Source organism: Enterovibrio sp. QJM3NY_24, from assembly GCF_057786035.1.
In genome coordinates, this window is the sequence record NZ_CM173520.1 from 246,502 (window position 1) to 260,825 (window position 14,324).

Here is a 14,324-nt window from a genome sequence, read left to right on the forward strand (position 1 = left end):
GTTATGCGACCTCATTTAGCGCGGTAGCCGCATCTTTAATTGCTTGGCGGATACGCACATAGGTTGCACAGCGGCAGATGTTTCCGGACATGGCAGCGTCGATGTCTGCATCTGACGGAGAGGCGTTGTTGGCAAGAAGTGCGCTAGCAGCCATGATTTGCCCTGACTGGCAGTATCCACATTGAGGCACTTCCAACTTTTCCCACGCGGCTTGAATAAGATCCGCAGCCTTTGATTCAATACCTTCGATGGTCGTGATTTGTTGACCAACAACGGCTGAAATAGGGGTAACACATGAACGTATTGGTTGGCCTGCCATATGCACAGTGCAAGCGCCACATTGCGCTAATCCACAGCCAAACTTTGTACCCGTGAGTTTTAGATTATCGCGAATAGCCCAAAGCAATGGTGTATCGGCGGGAACATCGAGATTGTAATCTTGTCCGTTGATATTGACGGAAACGGCCATGGTTATCTCCTTCCTAGGGTCGGCAGCGTTGTTCTTTTTCCTTTGAGAGGAACGGGGAAGTCTATTTATCGTTTTTCACTATGGCTGCCGTTTGTTCTTTTTGTTATCGAGATGTTCCAAAGTTCTTGCCTAAAACTACGAGTTATCGCATTGGTTTCACATTAGATGCATGTTAAGTGTCATAATTGTCCGGCTATACCCAAACAACCTCAAAGGTGATCTCAACCCTACAACGTGAGGTTGTTTGGGTATATCAGGAGTAGAAGTACTTATGGAATTCACGTCTTCACTTGCTAGACAAGTCGTTGCAAAGATGGGTAGCGAAGGCTGTCACCTCACGGCTATTGATGGGCTGAAACTGTATTCGTGTTCGTCAAATATCCCGTTGATCCCGCTTGTCCTCCAGCCAACGATTTGTTTTGTGTTACAAGGACAGAAGCGTGTAACGACAGGAAAGTCATCGTATATTTACGACACACACACTTACCTCATCAATTCAGTGACGCGACCAGTTGAAGCCAGCCTATCGGAAGTAAGCAAAGATAAGCCTTATGTAGGACTAAGCTTGGCGATTGACCAGCATTTGGTCGGACAGTTAATGATGGAAATGGCGCCCTGGCAGCGTGACTCAACCAATGAACAACAAATGGCACTGACGCAATCAACAAGGTTAACGGCATCAATTGCTGACCTAATTAGTCGTTTGGTGGACACACTGGATAACCCCATGGATCAGCAGATTTTGGCAGATTCATTGCGTCGAGAACTGTATTACCAGGTGTTGAAAGGCCCATGCGGCGGTTTACTGCGAAACAGCGTGAGTAATCATGCTGGGGCCAATCGCATCGCCCCAGTAGTACATTATCTTGAACAGAATTTTGAGCGTAATCTTGATATTGAAGAAATAGCGAGTGTCGCGGGTATGAGCTCGTCGACACTGCATGAACATTTCAGAAAAGTGACGTCAGTGTCACCGATTCAGTATGTGAAATCATTAAGGCTGCACAAAGCGCGGTCAATGCTCTCATCCGGATTTCAAGTCGCGGAAGTGTGTTATGGGGTGGGGTATAGCAGCCCTTCTCAGTTCAGCCGAGAATTTAAACGCTATTTTGGGTTCACACCGAGTGAATCGCGATCGTCCGTCAGCACGTTAAGCTGACTCCCAAAAATACGGCGGCGTTGACCTACTTCGCCGATACTATCTCGCTAAATTCGCACTGTGGCTTATTTGGTGATTCCGTTGTGGACAGATGTTTTATCGACTAAAACTCGAACCTGACATTAAAATAAAATTGTTCTTTATAAAGACCATTCGCGCGATAGCTCGCACCGATTGATAGCGCATCGGTTGAGTGGAAACGTCCGCCTATTTCAACAATACTGCGTGTGTCATCAGAATCAAAGGCGACCTGACCGACAACCGCATTTGCCTCAATTTGTGGCAGTATCCATGCTCTCAAGCCCACGTTTACGCCATACGCAAGCTCGCCGAAATCGTGTTTATCATCTTGCGGGAATTTCACTGAATAGATGCGAGCGTCGCCATGAACATCGACAAAACCGTTGATTGGCGCATGAAAGCCAGCACCGCCCGAAGCGATCCAGTCCCCTTCAAATTGACTACTTCCGTTCACCACAAAGTGCGCGCCGTCCATAAAGGCTACTGTGCCCGTTGCAGCTAACCCTGATGGGTTTCCGGTAAAACCAATTTCTAGATTGGTGTAGTTAAAGTTAGTCGCCATTGTTGATGCAGATAATAGGCTCATCAGCATCACAACCCATTGTAGGGTTTTTATTTTTTTGAATATTTTCACAGCATTCCCTGCCTTGTTTACAATTTTTACACTTTTGAGAGTGTATGAGTTGCTGGTCTAAAACTTTAGTGATGATTCAAATAACTTTGACCATCATTGCAAACAATTTCTTAGCAACGGATTGCGTTGGCATTTTTCTGCAAACAGTGTGATATCTTTGCATTCCTCGTCGGCGATATTGATGTGCCGAAAAACTATTAGGTCTTTTCATGCTTCCAACTTCTAAAGCGCTCATGGTGCAAGGCACAACATCCGATGCTGGGAAAAGTGTTCTTGTCGCCGGACTAGGTCGTGTACTTTTACGCCGTGGTATTGCTGTTGCACCTTTTAAACCACAAAACATGGCGCTCAACAGTGCAGTCACCTCCGATGGCGGCGAAATTGGCCGCGCTCAGGCCTTTCAAGCATTAGCTTGTGGTGTAGAGCCCACGGTGCACATGAATCCGATACTGCTAAAGCCTAACTCCGATTGTGGCGCACAAATTATTGTGCAAGGCAAAGCGGGTGAATCTATGAACGCGATTGGCTTTAAATCTTATAAGCAATTCGCCATGAAGCCTGTGATGGAATCTTTTTCTATTCTTCAACAGCAATTTGAATGTGTGCTGATTGAAGGAGCAGGTAGCCCAGCCGAAGTAAACCTTCGGGAGAATGACATCGCGAATATGGGGTTTGCTGAAGAAGCAGATGTGCCGGTGATTATTGTTGCTGATATCGACAGAGGCGGCGTGTTCGCGCACTTGGTTGGAACATTGGACTGTCTCTCCCAATCTGAGCGAGATCGTGTGAATGGTTTTGTTATCAACCGATTCCGCGGAGACATTTCTTTACTTGAACCAGGGCTTGATTGGTTAGAAGAGAAAACGGGCAAACCCGTGATTGGCGTCGTGCCTTATCTTCAGGGTTTGATGCTTGATGCAGAAGATGCCATTGATGTCACTCAGGTTACTTTGGACACAGATAAAACCCTTAACGTTGTGGTGCCTGTAGTACCCCGCATCAGTAACCACACAGATTTCGATGCACTTCGGATTCATCCTCAAGTGAATTTGCAATTTGCTGCGCCGGGTAAGCCTTTACCTGCGGGGGACCTCATCATTCTTCCAGGAAGTAAAAGTGTCATTTCTGATTTGGCATCATTGCGCGAATACGGCTGGGATGAACAAATTACCAAGCACCTGCGATATGGCGGTAAAGTGATGGGGATTTGCGGCGGATATCAAATGCTTGGCAAGATGCTTGAAGATCCCCATGGTATTGAAGGAACAATTTTACGCGCTGAAGGACTCGGCTATCTAAACACTCACACCATTATTGAGCGTGAAAAAGTACTGACGCGTTGCAAAGGACAATTACGTCTCTGTGGTAAAACAGCCCCCGTTTTTGGATATGAAATTCATATGGGCATCACAGACTCCGCTGGGGAACACTTGATCTCATCAGAAAATGGTCTCGACGGGTTGATTAATCAAGATAATAACGTGCTTGGTACCTACTGGCATGGGCTGTTTGATTCGCCAGAAGCCTGCTCATTGCTTCTGGAATGGGCAGGGTTAGGCGATGCGAAACGGGTTAGCCTAGAAGACGAAAGAGAGAGGAGTCTCAATGTGTTAGCGGATGCGTTGGAAACATCACTCGATCTTGAAAAGCTGTGGCCGACTCGCTAATCGTCATGACTAAGTAAGCAATCAAAACTTCCTTTAGCACATATATTTCCTCAGTCAATATTGTCAGTGCATAAAAAAATCAATATATCTGTAAAATTAGGTTTGCACTCTGTGTGGAATGGCGATAAGTTAACAATCAATATGTAGGGAAACACATTGCTTAACCTCTTTGTAGGAGCAATGGTTAGTGAGCAGCAAGGTGAAATAATGAGCATTTATAAAACAGACGACGTACGAATTAGCAACATTAAAGAACTCCTGCCACCTGTGGCAATTCTGGAGAAGTATTCAGCCACTGAAAAAGCGTCTGAAACGGTATTTAATGCTCGTCAAGCTATCCACAATATTCTGAATGACAACGATGATCGTCTTTTGGTTATCATCGGACCTTGTTCAATTCACGACACAGAAGCTGCCGTTGAATATGCGAAGAAGCTAAAAGCGCTTCGTGACCAACATGCAGACAAACTTGAAGTCGTGATGCGTGTATATTTCGAAAAACCACGTACGACTGTTGGCTGGAAGGGGTTGATCAACGACCCGTACATGGATAACAGCTTCCAGCTCAATGACGGTTTACGAATTGGTCGTAAATTGCTGCTTGATATTACCGATATGGGATTGCCAACGGCAGGCGAGTTCCTTGATATGATCACGCCACAGTACATGGGCGATTTGATCAGTTGGGGTGCAATTGGCGCGCGTACTACAGAATCTCAAGTACACCGCGAGCTATCGTCAGGTTTGTCTTGTCCTGTTGGTTTTAAAAACGGTACTGATGGCAACATAAAAATTGCAACGGATGCGATTCGTTCCGCGGAATCTCCGCACCATTTCTTGTCAGTGACCAAATATGGTCATTCAGCGATTGTTGAAACGGCCGGCAATGATGATTGCCATATTATTCTTCGTGGTGGTAAAGAGCCAAACTATTCAGCAGAGCACGTTGCAGCGATAACCGAGCAGCTGGATGCAGCAAAACTTCGTAACAAATTGATGATTGATTTCAGTCATGCAAACAGCAGCAAAGACTTCAAACGCCAAGTTGTTGTCGCTGACGATGTTGCAAACCAAGTGGCTGGCGGAAACGATGCTATCTTTGGTGTGATGATTGAAAGCCACCTTGTTGAAGGTCGCCAAGATCTTGTTGAAGGAAAAGCGCCTGTGTACGGTCAGAGCATTACCGATGCATGTATTGGCTGGCCTGATACAGAGCAAGTGCTTCAGCGTCTGGCTGATGCAGTTCAAGAGCGTCGAGCAAGCAAAAGCTAACGTCTAGAAATTCCTTGATAAATGAACATCAAAGCCAGTGGGGTCCCACTGGCTTTTTTCTTTTCTGCCACCCCAGCAGTTTGTTTGAAAACAGGCGTTATTTTAGAAAGCGCTTTCGTTGCATAAATGTGAACGGAAGGTCTTATCGAGATGCATTGGTGAAAATAAATAAGTCGTTGAATAAAAATATAATCTGAAATCTTCATATGCGTAGGCGTACATTATTTTTTGTGTCTCCTAATCGATACATCGTTACATTCATCCGCAAATATTTGTATGTCACATCACTTATAGGAAATATACCAAATTCACCCATCTATTCAGATGATAATCTCGCCAATAGTCTATTTCTAATAATAATCACAATGGAAGCTTCTGTTGGTGACATATAGAACCAAAGAAAGCGCTTTCAAAATGATATTTAATAGGCATGTGTTCTTGATGGGTGATTTGATGTATCTCGCAACACTTGGTTAGTATTGCAATACCAAATTCACAATCGGTTAACAAGTAGAGCGATGTCACAGATAGAAGCGACAGAAAATCAAATCATGAAAGCGAAAATCGACGTTCCGATGACACAGAAAGGGGCGTACGGTGCAGGCACACTCACGCTTAACCTTTTACCTGGAGCGTTAGGCGTCTTCTCTTTCTTTCTTATCACTGCTTTTGGTATTGACCCATTTCTAGCGGGTTTATTGGGTGGACTGCCAAGGCTTTTTGATGCATTAACCGATCCCATCATGGGGTTCATCACAGACAACACCAAATCACGTTGGGGTAGAAGAAGGCCTTACATTGTTGTTGGCGCCATTCTAAGTGGCGTGTTTTTTGCCTTACTTTGGCAACTCGATCCTGAAGCATCTCAAGCGTATAACTTTTGGTATTTCCTCATTTTCTCGATGATCTTCACTATCGGTAACACCATGTTTGCGACGCCTTTCGTTGCCCTTGGTTACGAAATGACCTCGGACTACAACGAACGTACTCGCTTGATGGCATTCGCTCAAACGATGGGTCAGGTTGCATGGATGATCGTACCGTGGTTCTGGGTAATGATTGCGGATAAAGATTTGTTCCCAACACAGGCTGAAGGGGTACGTGAACTTTCTCTGTATGTTGCAGGTGCATGTATCGTTTTGGGTATTTTGCCGGGTCTATTCTGTAAAGGTCTTGATGACAGCAAACTTGAGAACCGTGCTGAGATTTCATTCGCAACATTGTGGACGAACTTGAAAGCAGTCTTTTCTGGCATTCGAACAGTCTTCAAAAACGGCCCTTTTGTTAAGCTGTGTGGCGCGACTTTCTTAGTCTTCAATGGCTTCCAATTGGTGGCTTCATTTAGCTTCTTTATCATTGTTTTCCATATGTTTGGTGGCGACTACGGCGCGACAGGTAGCTGGCCAGCATGGTTTGCAACGGTTAGTGCTATGACAACGGCATTTTTGGTTATTCCAATTATTAGCTGGATGGCAAGCAAGTATGGAAAGCGCAATGCTTTCATCATTTCAACGATGATTTCAATTGTAGGCTACAGCCTGAAATGGTGGAGCTTTGATCCTTCAAACCCTTGGTTGATCTTCATGCCGATCCCGTTGATGTCGTTTGGTATTGGTGGTTTGTTTACTCTGATGATGAGTATGACTGCTGATGTTTGCGATATGGATGAACTGTCAAATGGTATGCCACGCCGTGAAGGTACCTTCGGTGCAATCTATTGGCTGATGGTCAAGTTAGGCCAAGCACTGGCGCTAATCTTGGGTGGCTTGGTGATTAAATTGGTCGGCTTTGACCCCGGTGCCGCGAGTCAGTCGGCTGAAACGCTGATTCAATTACGTCTTGCTGATATTATTATCCCGGCTTCGACAGCAGCACTCGCGATTATAGTGATGTGGAAATATGATCTGTCGGAAGATAAAGCACGTGCAATTAAAGCGAAACTCGTTGAGCTACGCGGTGAATTGTAAGTGCTAGATCTCATCTAGATTTAACGTATAACCACGTGAAAGGGATGAACATATGTTCATCCCTTTTTTGTTGCTATCTGTTTACTTTAACAACCAGAAAGGAGGGATGGATTTTATTTGAGTCCATTCATATCGCGAATAATCTGCTCAAAAATCTTACTTGAAATATCGATTAGCGTGTCGGGGAAATCATAGCGAGGATCATGAAGAGGCGGGTGGTCGGCTCCGCTGCCAATGCCAAAAAATGCTGATGGCCATGTTTTAGCGTATTCAGAAAAATCTTCGGACCATCGCATTGGCTGCTCAAGCCCAATGAAATCAAATCCTAAGTCTTTACATGCTTGTTTCAACAGCATGTTAGCTTCGCTGTGATTGATGGTGGCACTGAATGAATCAATCCATTCAATGTTTAATGCGAGATCATCTCTTTTTGCATAATACTCTGCTCGCTCTTTCACCTGTGCACAGAGTGTCGAAAAGCATTTGTTGCTGTCACTTCTCAATGTCGCCATTAATTCGCCAGATTCAGGTGTCGTTCCAAATGCTGCTTGTCCCAAATTGATATGCACAATGGTCGACATAGCAAACCCTTGAGTTATCTCCGTGGGCAAGGTTTCGATGTCTAGCATCATTTGTCTGATGGCTCGGGAAGGATTGGCCGCAGTTTCTGGGTAGGCTGCATGTGCAGTCGTGCCTTTGAACGTGATGGAAACACCGATCGAGGCACAAGAGAAAGTGTTATCTCGGCAGAGTATCTGCCCCAGTGGGTAGCCAGGGATATTGTGATAACCAAATGCGTAATCAATGTTACCTTTTGCCCATGCATTATCATTAAGCATGGCAAGTGCGCCGAGCCCGTTTTCTTCAGAAGGCTGAAATATAAGGGTGATGGAACCACGCTGAAGGCGCTGAGAAGACAGTCGATGTGCTAGTGCCATTAAGCTGGCTGAGTGACCGTCGTGTCCGCAGGCATGCATGGCGCCATAGCGCCTCGATCCATGTTCGTGTTTTGCGAGTTCGTTAATTGGAAGCGCATCTGTATCTGCACGAAACAAAAGACGTGACCGTCCAAACTCGTTTCAATTTGAACGACAACACCATGCCCCCCAATGCCTTCTATTGGCTCAAAACCAAAAGATCGTAATTTTTCAGCAAGGATTGTCTGTGTTTTTTTTTCAAAACCAGATAGTTCTGGGATCTGATGCAATTGATGACGAAACAGAATTGGGTTGAACATTTCACCGCCAAATTCGCAGAAATAAGCTCAACACTCTACGCGCTCAGATTGGTCGATTTTGTGATCAAAATCTACTTTATTAGGGTTGCAGATCAGAGTTGTTTTTAACTGATTTTGAGTCTAATGAGGGAGAAAAGAAATCGGGCAGATTTGAAATCTGCCCGATTAGTAGGGGGAGTTTGTTTGGAGAGATTCGTGAGTAAATTACTTTCGAATACCTTCGACATGCAACTCTAAATCTACATAGCTAGATGCACCCATGACCGCGATATCATAGTCTTTCAACGCAAGGCGGGTAGTCCCTTCAAAGCCAGCACGATATCCACCCCAAGGGTCTTCACCTGCACCAATGAAATTTGCCTGAATAGCAATTGGATTGGTTTTACCATGCAATGTCAGGTCGCCATTAAGGGTGAGTGTACCATCTGCATTTTCTTCAACAGATGTACTTTTAAAGGTGGCTGTTGAGAACTTAGATGCATTAATGAAGTCTCCACTGCGCAAGTGCTTGTCGCGTTCGGCGTGGTTGGAATCCAGACTCGTTGTATCAATGTTCACAACGATGACCGAATCAGTAACATTCGCGGGATCGTAAGAAAACTCTCCACCAAAATCGTTGAAACGACCTTTAATAAAGCTGTAGCCCAGATGTGGAACTTTGAAGTTGATTGACGCGTGAGCGCCATTGGTGTCGATGACATAGTCATCTGCCAACGTAGCCGCTGAGAATAGTGTTGTCGCTCCGAGCGCTAAAGCAAGTAGGTTTTTTTTCATCACGATTTGCCTCCAATCATTTTCCGTAACGTATTATCTTTATCGATAAAGTGGTGCTTAAGTGCGGCGGCGGCATGCAATACAGCCAATCCGATTAGCCCAAAAGCGGCATAGTAGTGAACGGTTCCTGCAATGTCAGATTGGTCAGGGAATAACTCACCCAACGCAGGAACTGCAAACCAGTCGAAAACTTCGATGGGACGACCATCTGACGTGGAAATTAAATAGCCCGACGTGAAAATAACAATCAATAGGAGATAAATGACGTTGTGCGCTGCGTGTGCTGCAATTCTTTCAAATCGTTTACCCTCTATCTCTGGCGTACTTTTGACAAAACGCCAAACCAGACGAAAAAGGGTTAATGCTGCGACACAAAGGCCGACTGATTTGTGCCAATGAGGGGCCGTTTTATACCAGCTGCTGTAATAGGTAAGGTCAACCATCCACAATCCGGCGGCAAACAGTCCAATGATAAGCAAAGCACTGAGCCAGTGGATTAGGCGCTGGGTAAGACCATACTGAGCGGGTTTTTCCATTTCAGAAACGTGTCCAATTGATTAGTGTTAATGAGAATTATAATCAATATTGCTTTAAGGTTAAGCACCAGCAACTGAACAACTTGTTCGAAAAAATAGAAGGAACCTTAAATTTTATGCATTCCGTATCATTCTTCTTGCTGCCAACTCAGGCTTAGAGAGACAGAATCGGCAAACCTAAGTGCATGAGGTTTATCGATGGTTACGCGTGCAAACGTGACCCAATGGTGACCTTTAGCGATATCGAGAACACTTGAAACTAATTTTTCGAGCAACAGGAAACGGCCATTTTCGACATGGTCGATGATGGTTTTCGTGATCACCTTATAATTTAACGCTTCGTCAACGACATCGCTTGAGCATGCTTTGTCGCCGGGGTAGTGAATCTCAATGTTCAGCACAACATCCTGTTTCTTTTCTTGCTCATCAGGATTAAAGCCAATGTATGTGCGTAGGCGAAGATTGGTAATAGTGATAATCGCATTTTGCATAGCTATCATTCCGTCTTGTTATTTTAGTGCTGGACACCGTCAAGATTGACGCTTTGGCCCGTCATATAGTTACTGTTCAATATAAATTCAACCGCATTCACTATCTCTGCTTCACCTGGAGCAAGGTTCATCAAAGATTTAGACAGTGCTTTTCGCTTGTAATTGTCGTCGTCACTATCGTTAAACATAATGAGTGCGGGAGCAATGCTATTCACCTTAACTTGTGGCGCAAGTTTCTGTGCGAAAGATAGGGTGAGGTTTTCCAGTGCCGCTTTACTCGCTGCATACGCGATATGTTTCGCGCTGCCTTTCTTCACGACATAATCAGTAAAGTGAATGATGTCACTGTCCGCATTCTCATCAGTACGCATAAACGGTGCGAGTGCTTGATTGAGCAAGTAGGGCGCTTTGACGTGTACTTGCATCATCTGATCTAACAAGGCGGCATAATCGTCAGTATGCTTTTCTGCGTTCCAATCCGAGGCGTTGTGTATGAGTGCACGAAGGGTAAGGTTACGCTCTGCCAATGTTCTCGCAAATTGATGAATGCCAGCATCGGTTGAAAAATCAGCGTGAATGCATTCCACCCCCATCTTACGTAGGGTGGCGATGCCCGACCTTTCAGTACGATAGGAAACAATCACCGAATTTCCGCCTTCGACAAAATGTTTAGCAAGCGCAAACCCGATCCTTTGCGCAGCGCCAGTGATCACAATGGTGTTTTGAGTCATATATAGCTATTCCAATGCTCGTACAATTTTCAGTACCGAACGCAATACGTTTAAATAATTGAAAAGATCACGATAATTGATGAATCAGTGTGTTAGGTGATATTAGCAGAACAATTTAGAGGAATAAGGATGAAGAAGACGGTATTGGTGGCTGGCTCACATGGAAGTATTGGTTTGGCATTAACCAAGAGGCTGCTTCAAAACGACTATCGCGTTATTACGGCAAGCCGATCAGATCTTCCTAGTGATGACAGGGTCAGCGCACATTTGTGTGTCGACATGACACAATCGGATAATGTGCAAAAGATTCGAGATTGGCTTTCCCCTTATTCGTCTGATCTTAAGGGTATTATTCAATGCGCAGGAATACTGCACGATGACAACCATTCTCCTGAAAAGCACCTAGGGCAAGTGTCAGCAGAGTGGTTAGAAAAGTCGATGTCGGTGAATGTTTTGCCACATTTATATTTAGCGCAGGCAGTGTCCCCGTTGATTAACTCGCACTCAGAACTTACATGGGTATCGCTTAGTGCCAAAGTTGCTAGCATTGAAGACAATCAGTTAGGTGGTTGGTACAGCTACCGCATGTCAAAAGCCGCGCTGAATATGTTTATCAAAACGCTTTCTATTGAATGGGGGAGGCGCTCAAAGCGTTGCTCTGTGATTGCGATGCACCCAGGAACGACACCAAGCGCACTCTCAGAGCCTTTTACCAAGAACTGGCCCCAAGATAAGTTATATTCGCCGTCGTTGACGGCAAGCCGGATACTGGCCCAATTCGAACATGTTAACGCTGAGGACTCAGGGCGGTTATATCATCACGATGGGACGGTGATTCCTTGGTAGAGTGAATCGTTGAAAGCTTATTCAGCAAAATAGCTACGGATCTGCCAAATGCGTGCTGACCAGTATGGGTTGTCTAACGTTGAGATGCTGACACCTTTCGACGAAGAGGCATGCATGAACTGCTTATCACCGATATATATTCCAACATGATAGCGGCGAGCGCCCGTTTTGAAGAAGATTAAGTCGCCATAGGTTGCAGAGTGCAACGTTGTTTTGTTGCCTTTCGTCACTTGTTGCCTAGTAGTACGCGGCAGCGGGTGTTGAAAAACGGCTTGATAAGCTTGCTGCGTAAATGCTGAACAGTCGATTCCCTTCTTAGATACTCCGCCCCAACGATAGGGTGTACCTTGCCATTCTTCGAAGTATTGAACTAATGCCGCACTCAGAGGTTCACCCAGTTTAATATATGGCGCTAATGAATTTGGTCTGTCTGTTTTGTAGTGCGCATTAGTGGAATCGTAGGGTGTAGCCGTCGGTGTTGATTCACAACCCGTGAGCACAAAGCTGACGAGCGAAATGGCTTTTAATGTGATGATGGCACGCATTAGTAGAATAAACACCTGCAATAAGCGAATATCTCCAGTCTAAATGCGAGCAACTTGCGGCGCAATATTATGCCTCTCACAGTGCTGCCTTATTCTCACTAATTAGTCAGACAGATATCCAGTGAGAGAAGCCGCTATGCTGCACTTTGATTGCGGCGCATATACCATTCAGTAATGTAATCAGCCAGAGCAAGAACCGCGGGTTCACTTGCCCCTGGTTTTAGACTTAGTCCACTGGCAATCGATGTTTCTACCGAATTACTGTTCAACCATTCCAGCAAATCCATATCTTCCGTGACCGAGCAAGCGGCAATCAATGAAACCGCCATGCCTGATTCAATGGCTGCGTTTAGGTCATGGAAATCCGCCGCGGAAAGTACCACCTGATAAGGGATACTCGCGCGATCGAGAATATCCATGGCAAGCCGTCCCCATCGGCACTCGACTTCGATGGCTAGCGGGAGTGGTCGGTCTTTGCAGTAGGTAATGTGCTTGGCTTTGGCCCAAACCAGCTTTTCGGTAAAGAGTTGTGTGGCAGGGTAGCTTTGGTCGTGAATATTAATCAATGCGAGATCTAAACGCCCATCCAGTACTTGTTTGAGCAATCGTTGGCTGCTGTTACTTTGAACTGAAAGCTGAAGGTTAGGGTAGCGCTCAGAAAACCCCGTGAGTATCCGACGAAAAACAAGGTTGACGTAGTCGTCACAGACACCCAATTTAACAATGCCGTTCATTTCCGGGCTATGAAAATGGGCCATCGCCTCATCATTCAATACCAGCATTTGGCGCGCATAGCTCACCAACGTCATACCGTGAGACGTAAGTACATGGCGACGTCCTTGTTTTTGAAACAATGCAACGCCTGACACTTCCTCAAGTTTTTTCATTTGCATGCTAACTGCAGATTGCGTGCGGTGAACGCTGTTTGCTGCTGCGGCAAAGTTCCCGCAGTCAACGATCGCGACGAGTGTTCTCAACTGGTCGATATCAAAGTTGGTCATACATCAATTCCTTTGAAGTTTTGTGTGAAAACTATTGGCTTTTCTTAACAATTAAATTGTTTAAATATTGAACTGTCAAGTGGGTTAGTGAAAGAGACACAGATAAAAGGGGAAACGTCATGAGAAGCAAAGCAAGCAGAACGGTAAATTCTCGGCACGGCATCGACATTGATCAAATGCCAAGCAAGCTTCATGGCGGTTTCATCGCAACCCTCGTCCACAAGTGTTGGGGTTTATGGCGTCGTTATCAGTTACGCAGTGAACTTGAACGAAAACTGGAAGATCAACACTTTCTTAACGACGTGGGTTTAACACGCGCTGACGTAGCAAAAGAAATTGAGTTATTAAGGCGTCAGAAGTAAAGAACGAGTCCTTTGGCAATATGCTTTGCATATCCAACCGCATCTTTTTATGAAGTTGCGGTTTTTTTTTGGCTGTTGACTGGGGAAGTATTGAATCATATTTGTATCATGAATAAGACGGGTTCGACGTCTTCGGTTGGTTAATATACCTGTCATCTAGCTGTGTTCTCATTCAGTTCGGTATTGGGGTGATAAATTTACAGGCATGCAGGGTATAAAAAGTTAGGCGAAGAGTTGGTTAATTTCAATTGGGCAGTCTACGCTTAAAGTAACTCAATGAGTATTAAGATGATTTCTTATACTGATGTGTGTGGTGATGTTTACAATAACTTTACATCATGCTTTGTTTTATGCGAGCATTATCACTATATTGAGTCGACGGTTTGATGTGATGTCATGCTGTTGAAGATTGTAAACATGTTGATTCTTTTGGTTGTGCGAAAACTCTTACATCGTTCAACCAAACATCAGCGTGATGTAGCAAAGTACTGTTTCAAATATATACATTGAATAACAATAAGGTTTGCAACGAGCAAACTGGTTTGGACAACAAACAGTCATAAGGATTTGGTTTGGCCGCCGACAACCTAATGATTGGTCCATTTTTGGCGT

General features: G+C 44.8%; 16 protein-coding genes. 6 read left to right on the top strand and 10 right to left on the bottom strand.

Annotated elements, in window-relative coordinates; genetic code table 11:
* Position 1: 1 nt before the first annotated feature.
* The gene (locus tag AC3CIC_RS17485) at positions 2–469 is read right to left on the bottom strand and encodes a (2Fe-2S)-binding protein (protein ID WP_017006301.1); all 468 of its coding nucleotides are present in this window, start codon (positions 467–469) and stop codon (positions 2–4) included.
* Positions 470–740: 271 nt separating this feature from the next.
* On the opposite strand from AC3CIC_RS17485, the gene AC3CIC_RS17490 reads away from it, so the two are divergent.
* The gene (locus tag AC3CIC_RS17490) at positions 741–1,628 is read left to right on the top strand and encodes an AraC family transcriptional regulator (protein ID WP_016958635.1); all 888 of its coding nucleotides are present in this window, start codon (positions 741–743) and stop codon (positions 1,626–1,628) included.
* A gap of 103 nt (positions 1,629–1,731) precedes the next feature.
* Here AC3CIC_RS17490 and AC3CIC_RS17495 read toward each other — a convergent pair whose 3' ends face one another.
* Positions 1,732–2,283 carry a hypothetical protein gene (locus tag AC3CIC_RS17495; protein ID WP_488516520.1) on the bottom strand — a complete coding sequence of 184 codons (552 nt, stop codon included), beginning with the start codon at positions 2,281–2,283 and terminating at the stop codon, positions 1,732–1,734.
* Between the two features lie 209 nt (positions 2,284–2,492).
* Here AC3CIC_RS17495 and AC3CIC_RS17500 point away from each other — a divergent pair, with 209 nt between their 5' ends.
* The 3 genes from AC3CIC_RS17500 (at position 2,493) to AC3CIC_RS17510 (ending at position 7,189) form a co-directional block, all read left to right on the top strand.
* Complete coding sequence (locus AC3CIC_RS17500) at positions 2,493–3,950, top strand: cobyric acid synthase (protein WP_488516521.1); 1,458 nt, start codon at positions 2,493–2,495, stop codon at positions 3,948–3,950.
* Between the two features lie 213 nt (positions 3,951–4,163).
* Entirely contained in the window at positions 4,164–5,222 is a 1,059-nt protein-coding gene (gene aroG, locus AC3CIC_RS17505; protein ID WP_026023874.1) for a 3-deoxy-7-phosphoheptulonate synthase AroG, read from the top strand.
* 518 nt (positions 5,223–5,740) lie between these two features.
* Positions 5,741–7,189 (top strand): MFS transporter, encoded by a 1,449-nt coding sequence (locus AC3CIC_RS17510; RefSeq protein ID WP_016958640.1) that lies wholly within the window; start codon positions 5,741–5,743, stop codon positions 7,187–7,189.
* Positions 7,190–7,302: 113 nt separating this feature from the next.
* On the opposite strand, the gene AC3CIC_RS17515 is transcribed toward AC3CIC_RS17510, so the two are convergent.
* The 6 genes from AC3CIC_RS17515 to folM all read right to left on the bottom strand — a co-directional run bounded on the left by AC3CIC_RS17515 (position 7,303) and on the right by folM (position 10,958).
* Entirely contained in the window at positions 7,303–8,244 is a 942-nt protein-coding gene (locus AC3CIC_RS17515; RefSeq protein ID WP_488516522.1) for an amidohydrolase, read from the bottom strand.
* Positions 8,127–8,426: a hypothetical protein gene (locus AC3CIC_RS17520; protein ID WP_488516874.1), complete on the bottom strand. Its 300-nt coding sequence runs from the start codon at positions 8,424–8,426 to the stop codon at positions 8,127–8,129. The genes AC3CIC_RS17515 and AC3CIC_RS17520 overlap by 118 nt, the downstream gene beginning before the upstream one ends.
* A 204-nt stretch (positions 8,427–8,630) precedes the next feature.
* Entirely contained in the window at positions 8,631–9,200 is a 570-nt protein-coding gene (locus tag AC3CIC_RS17525) for a YceI family protein (RefSeq protein WP_488516523.1), read from the bottom strand.
* Positions 9,200–9,736, bottom strand: coding sequence for a cytochrome b (locus AC3CIC_RS17530; RefSeq protein WP_488516524.1), 537 nt, complete (start codon positions 9,734–9,736; stop codon positions 9,200–9,202). The genes AC3CIC_RS17525 and AC3CIC_RS17530 overlap by 1 nt, the downstream gene beginning before the upstream one ends.
* 128 nt (positions 9,737–9,864) lie before the next feature.
* Positions 9,865–10,227 carry a dihydroneopterin triphosphate 2'-epimerase gene (gene folX / locus AC3CIC_RS17535; RefSeq protein ID WP_016958644.1) on the bottom strand — a complete coding sequence of 121 codons (363 nt, stop codon included), beginning with the start codon at positions 10,225–10,227 and terminating at the stop codon, positions 9,865–9,867.
* Between the two features lie 23 nt (positions 10,228–10,250).
* Complete coding sequence (gene folM, locus AC3CIC_RS17540) at positions 10,251–10,958, bottom strand: dihydromonapterin reductase (RefSeq protein ID WP_488516525.1); 708 nt, start codon at positions 10,956–10,958, stop codon at positions 10,251–10,253.
* Positions 10,959–11,087: 129 nt separating this feature from the next.
* Here folM and AC3CIC_RS17545 point away from each other — a divergent pair, with 129 nt between their 5' ends.
* Positions 11,088–11,804, top strand: a complete 717-nt coding sequence (locus tag AC3CIC_RS17545) for an SDR family NAD(P)-dependent oxidoreductase (RefSeq protein ID WP_488516526.1) — start codon at positions 11,088–11,090, stop codon at positions 11,802–11,804.
* Positions 11,805–11,821: 17 nt separating this feature from the next.
* Here AC3CIC_RS17545 and AC3CIC_RS17550 read toward each other — a convergent pair whose 3' ends face one another.
* Together AC3CIC_RS17550 and AC3CIC_RS17555 are read right to left on the bottom strand one after the other, a co-directional pair.
* Positions 11,822–12,349, bottom strand: a complete 528-nt coding sequence (locus AC3CIC_RS17550) for a C40 family peptidase (RefSeq protein ID WP_016958647.1) — start codon at positions 12,347–12,349, stop codon at positions 11,822–11,824.
* A gap of 134 nt (positions 12,350–12,483) precedes the next feature.
* Entirely contained in the window at positions 12,484–13,350 is an 867-nt protein-coding gene (locus tag AC3CIC_RS17555) for a LysR substrate-binding domain-containing protein (protein WP_488516527.1), read from the bottom strand.
* Positions 13,351–13,469: 119 nt separating this feature from the next.
* Between AC3CIC_RS17555 and AC3CIC_RS17560 the strand changes: the two genes are divergently transcribed.
* On the top strand, positions 13,470–13,712 hold the full coding sequence (locus AC3CIC_RS17560; RefSeq protein ID WP_016958649.1) for a DUF1127 domain-containing protein: 243 nt from the start codon (positions 13,470–13,472) through the stop codon (positions 13,710–13,712).
* Positions 13,713–14,324 lie beyond the last annotated feature (612 nt).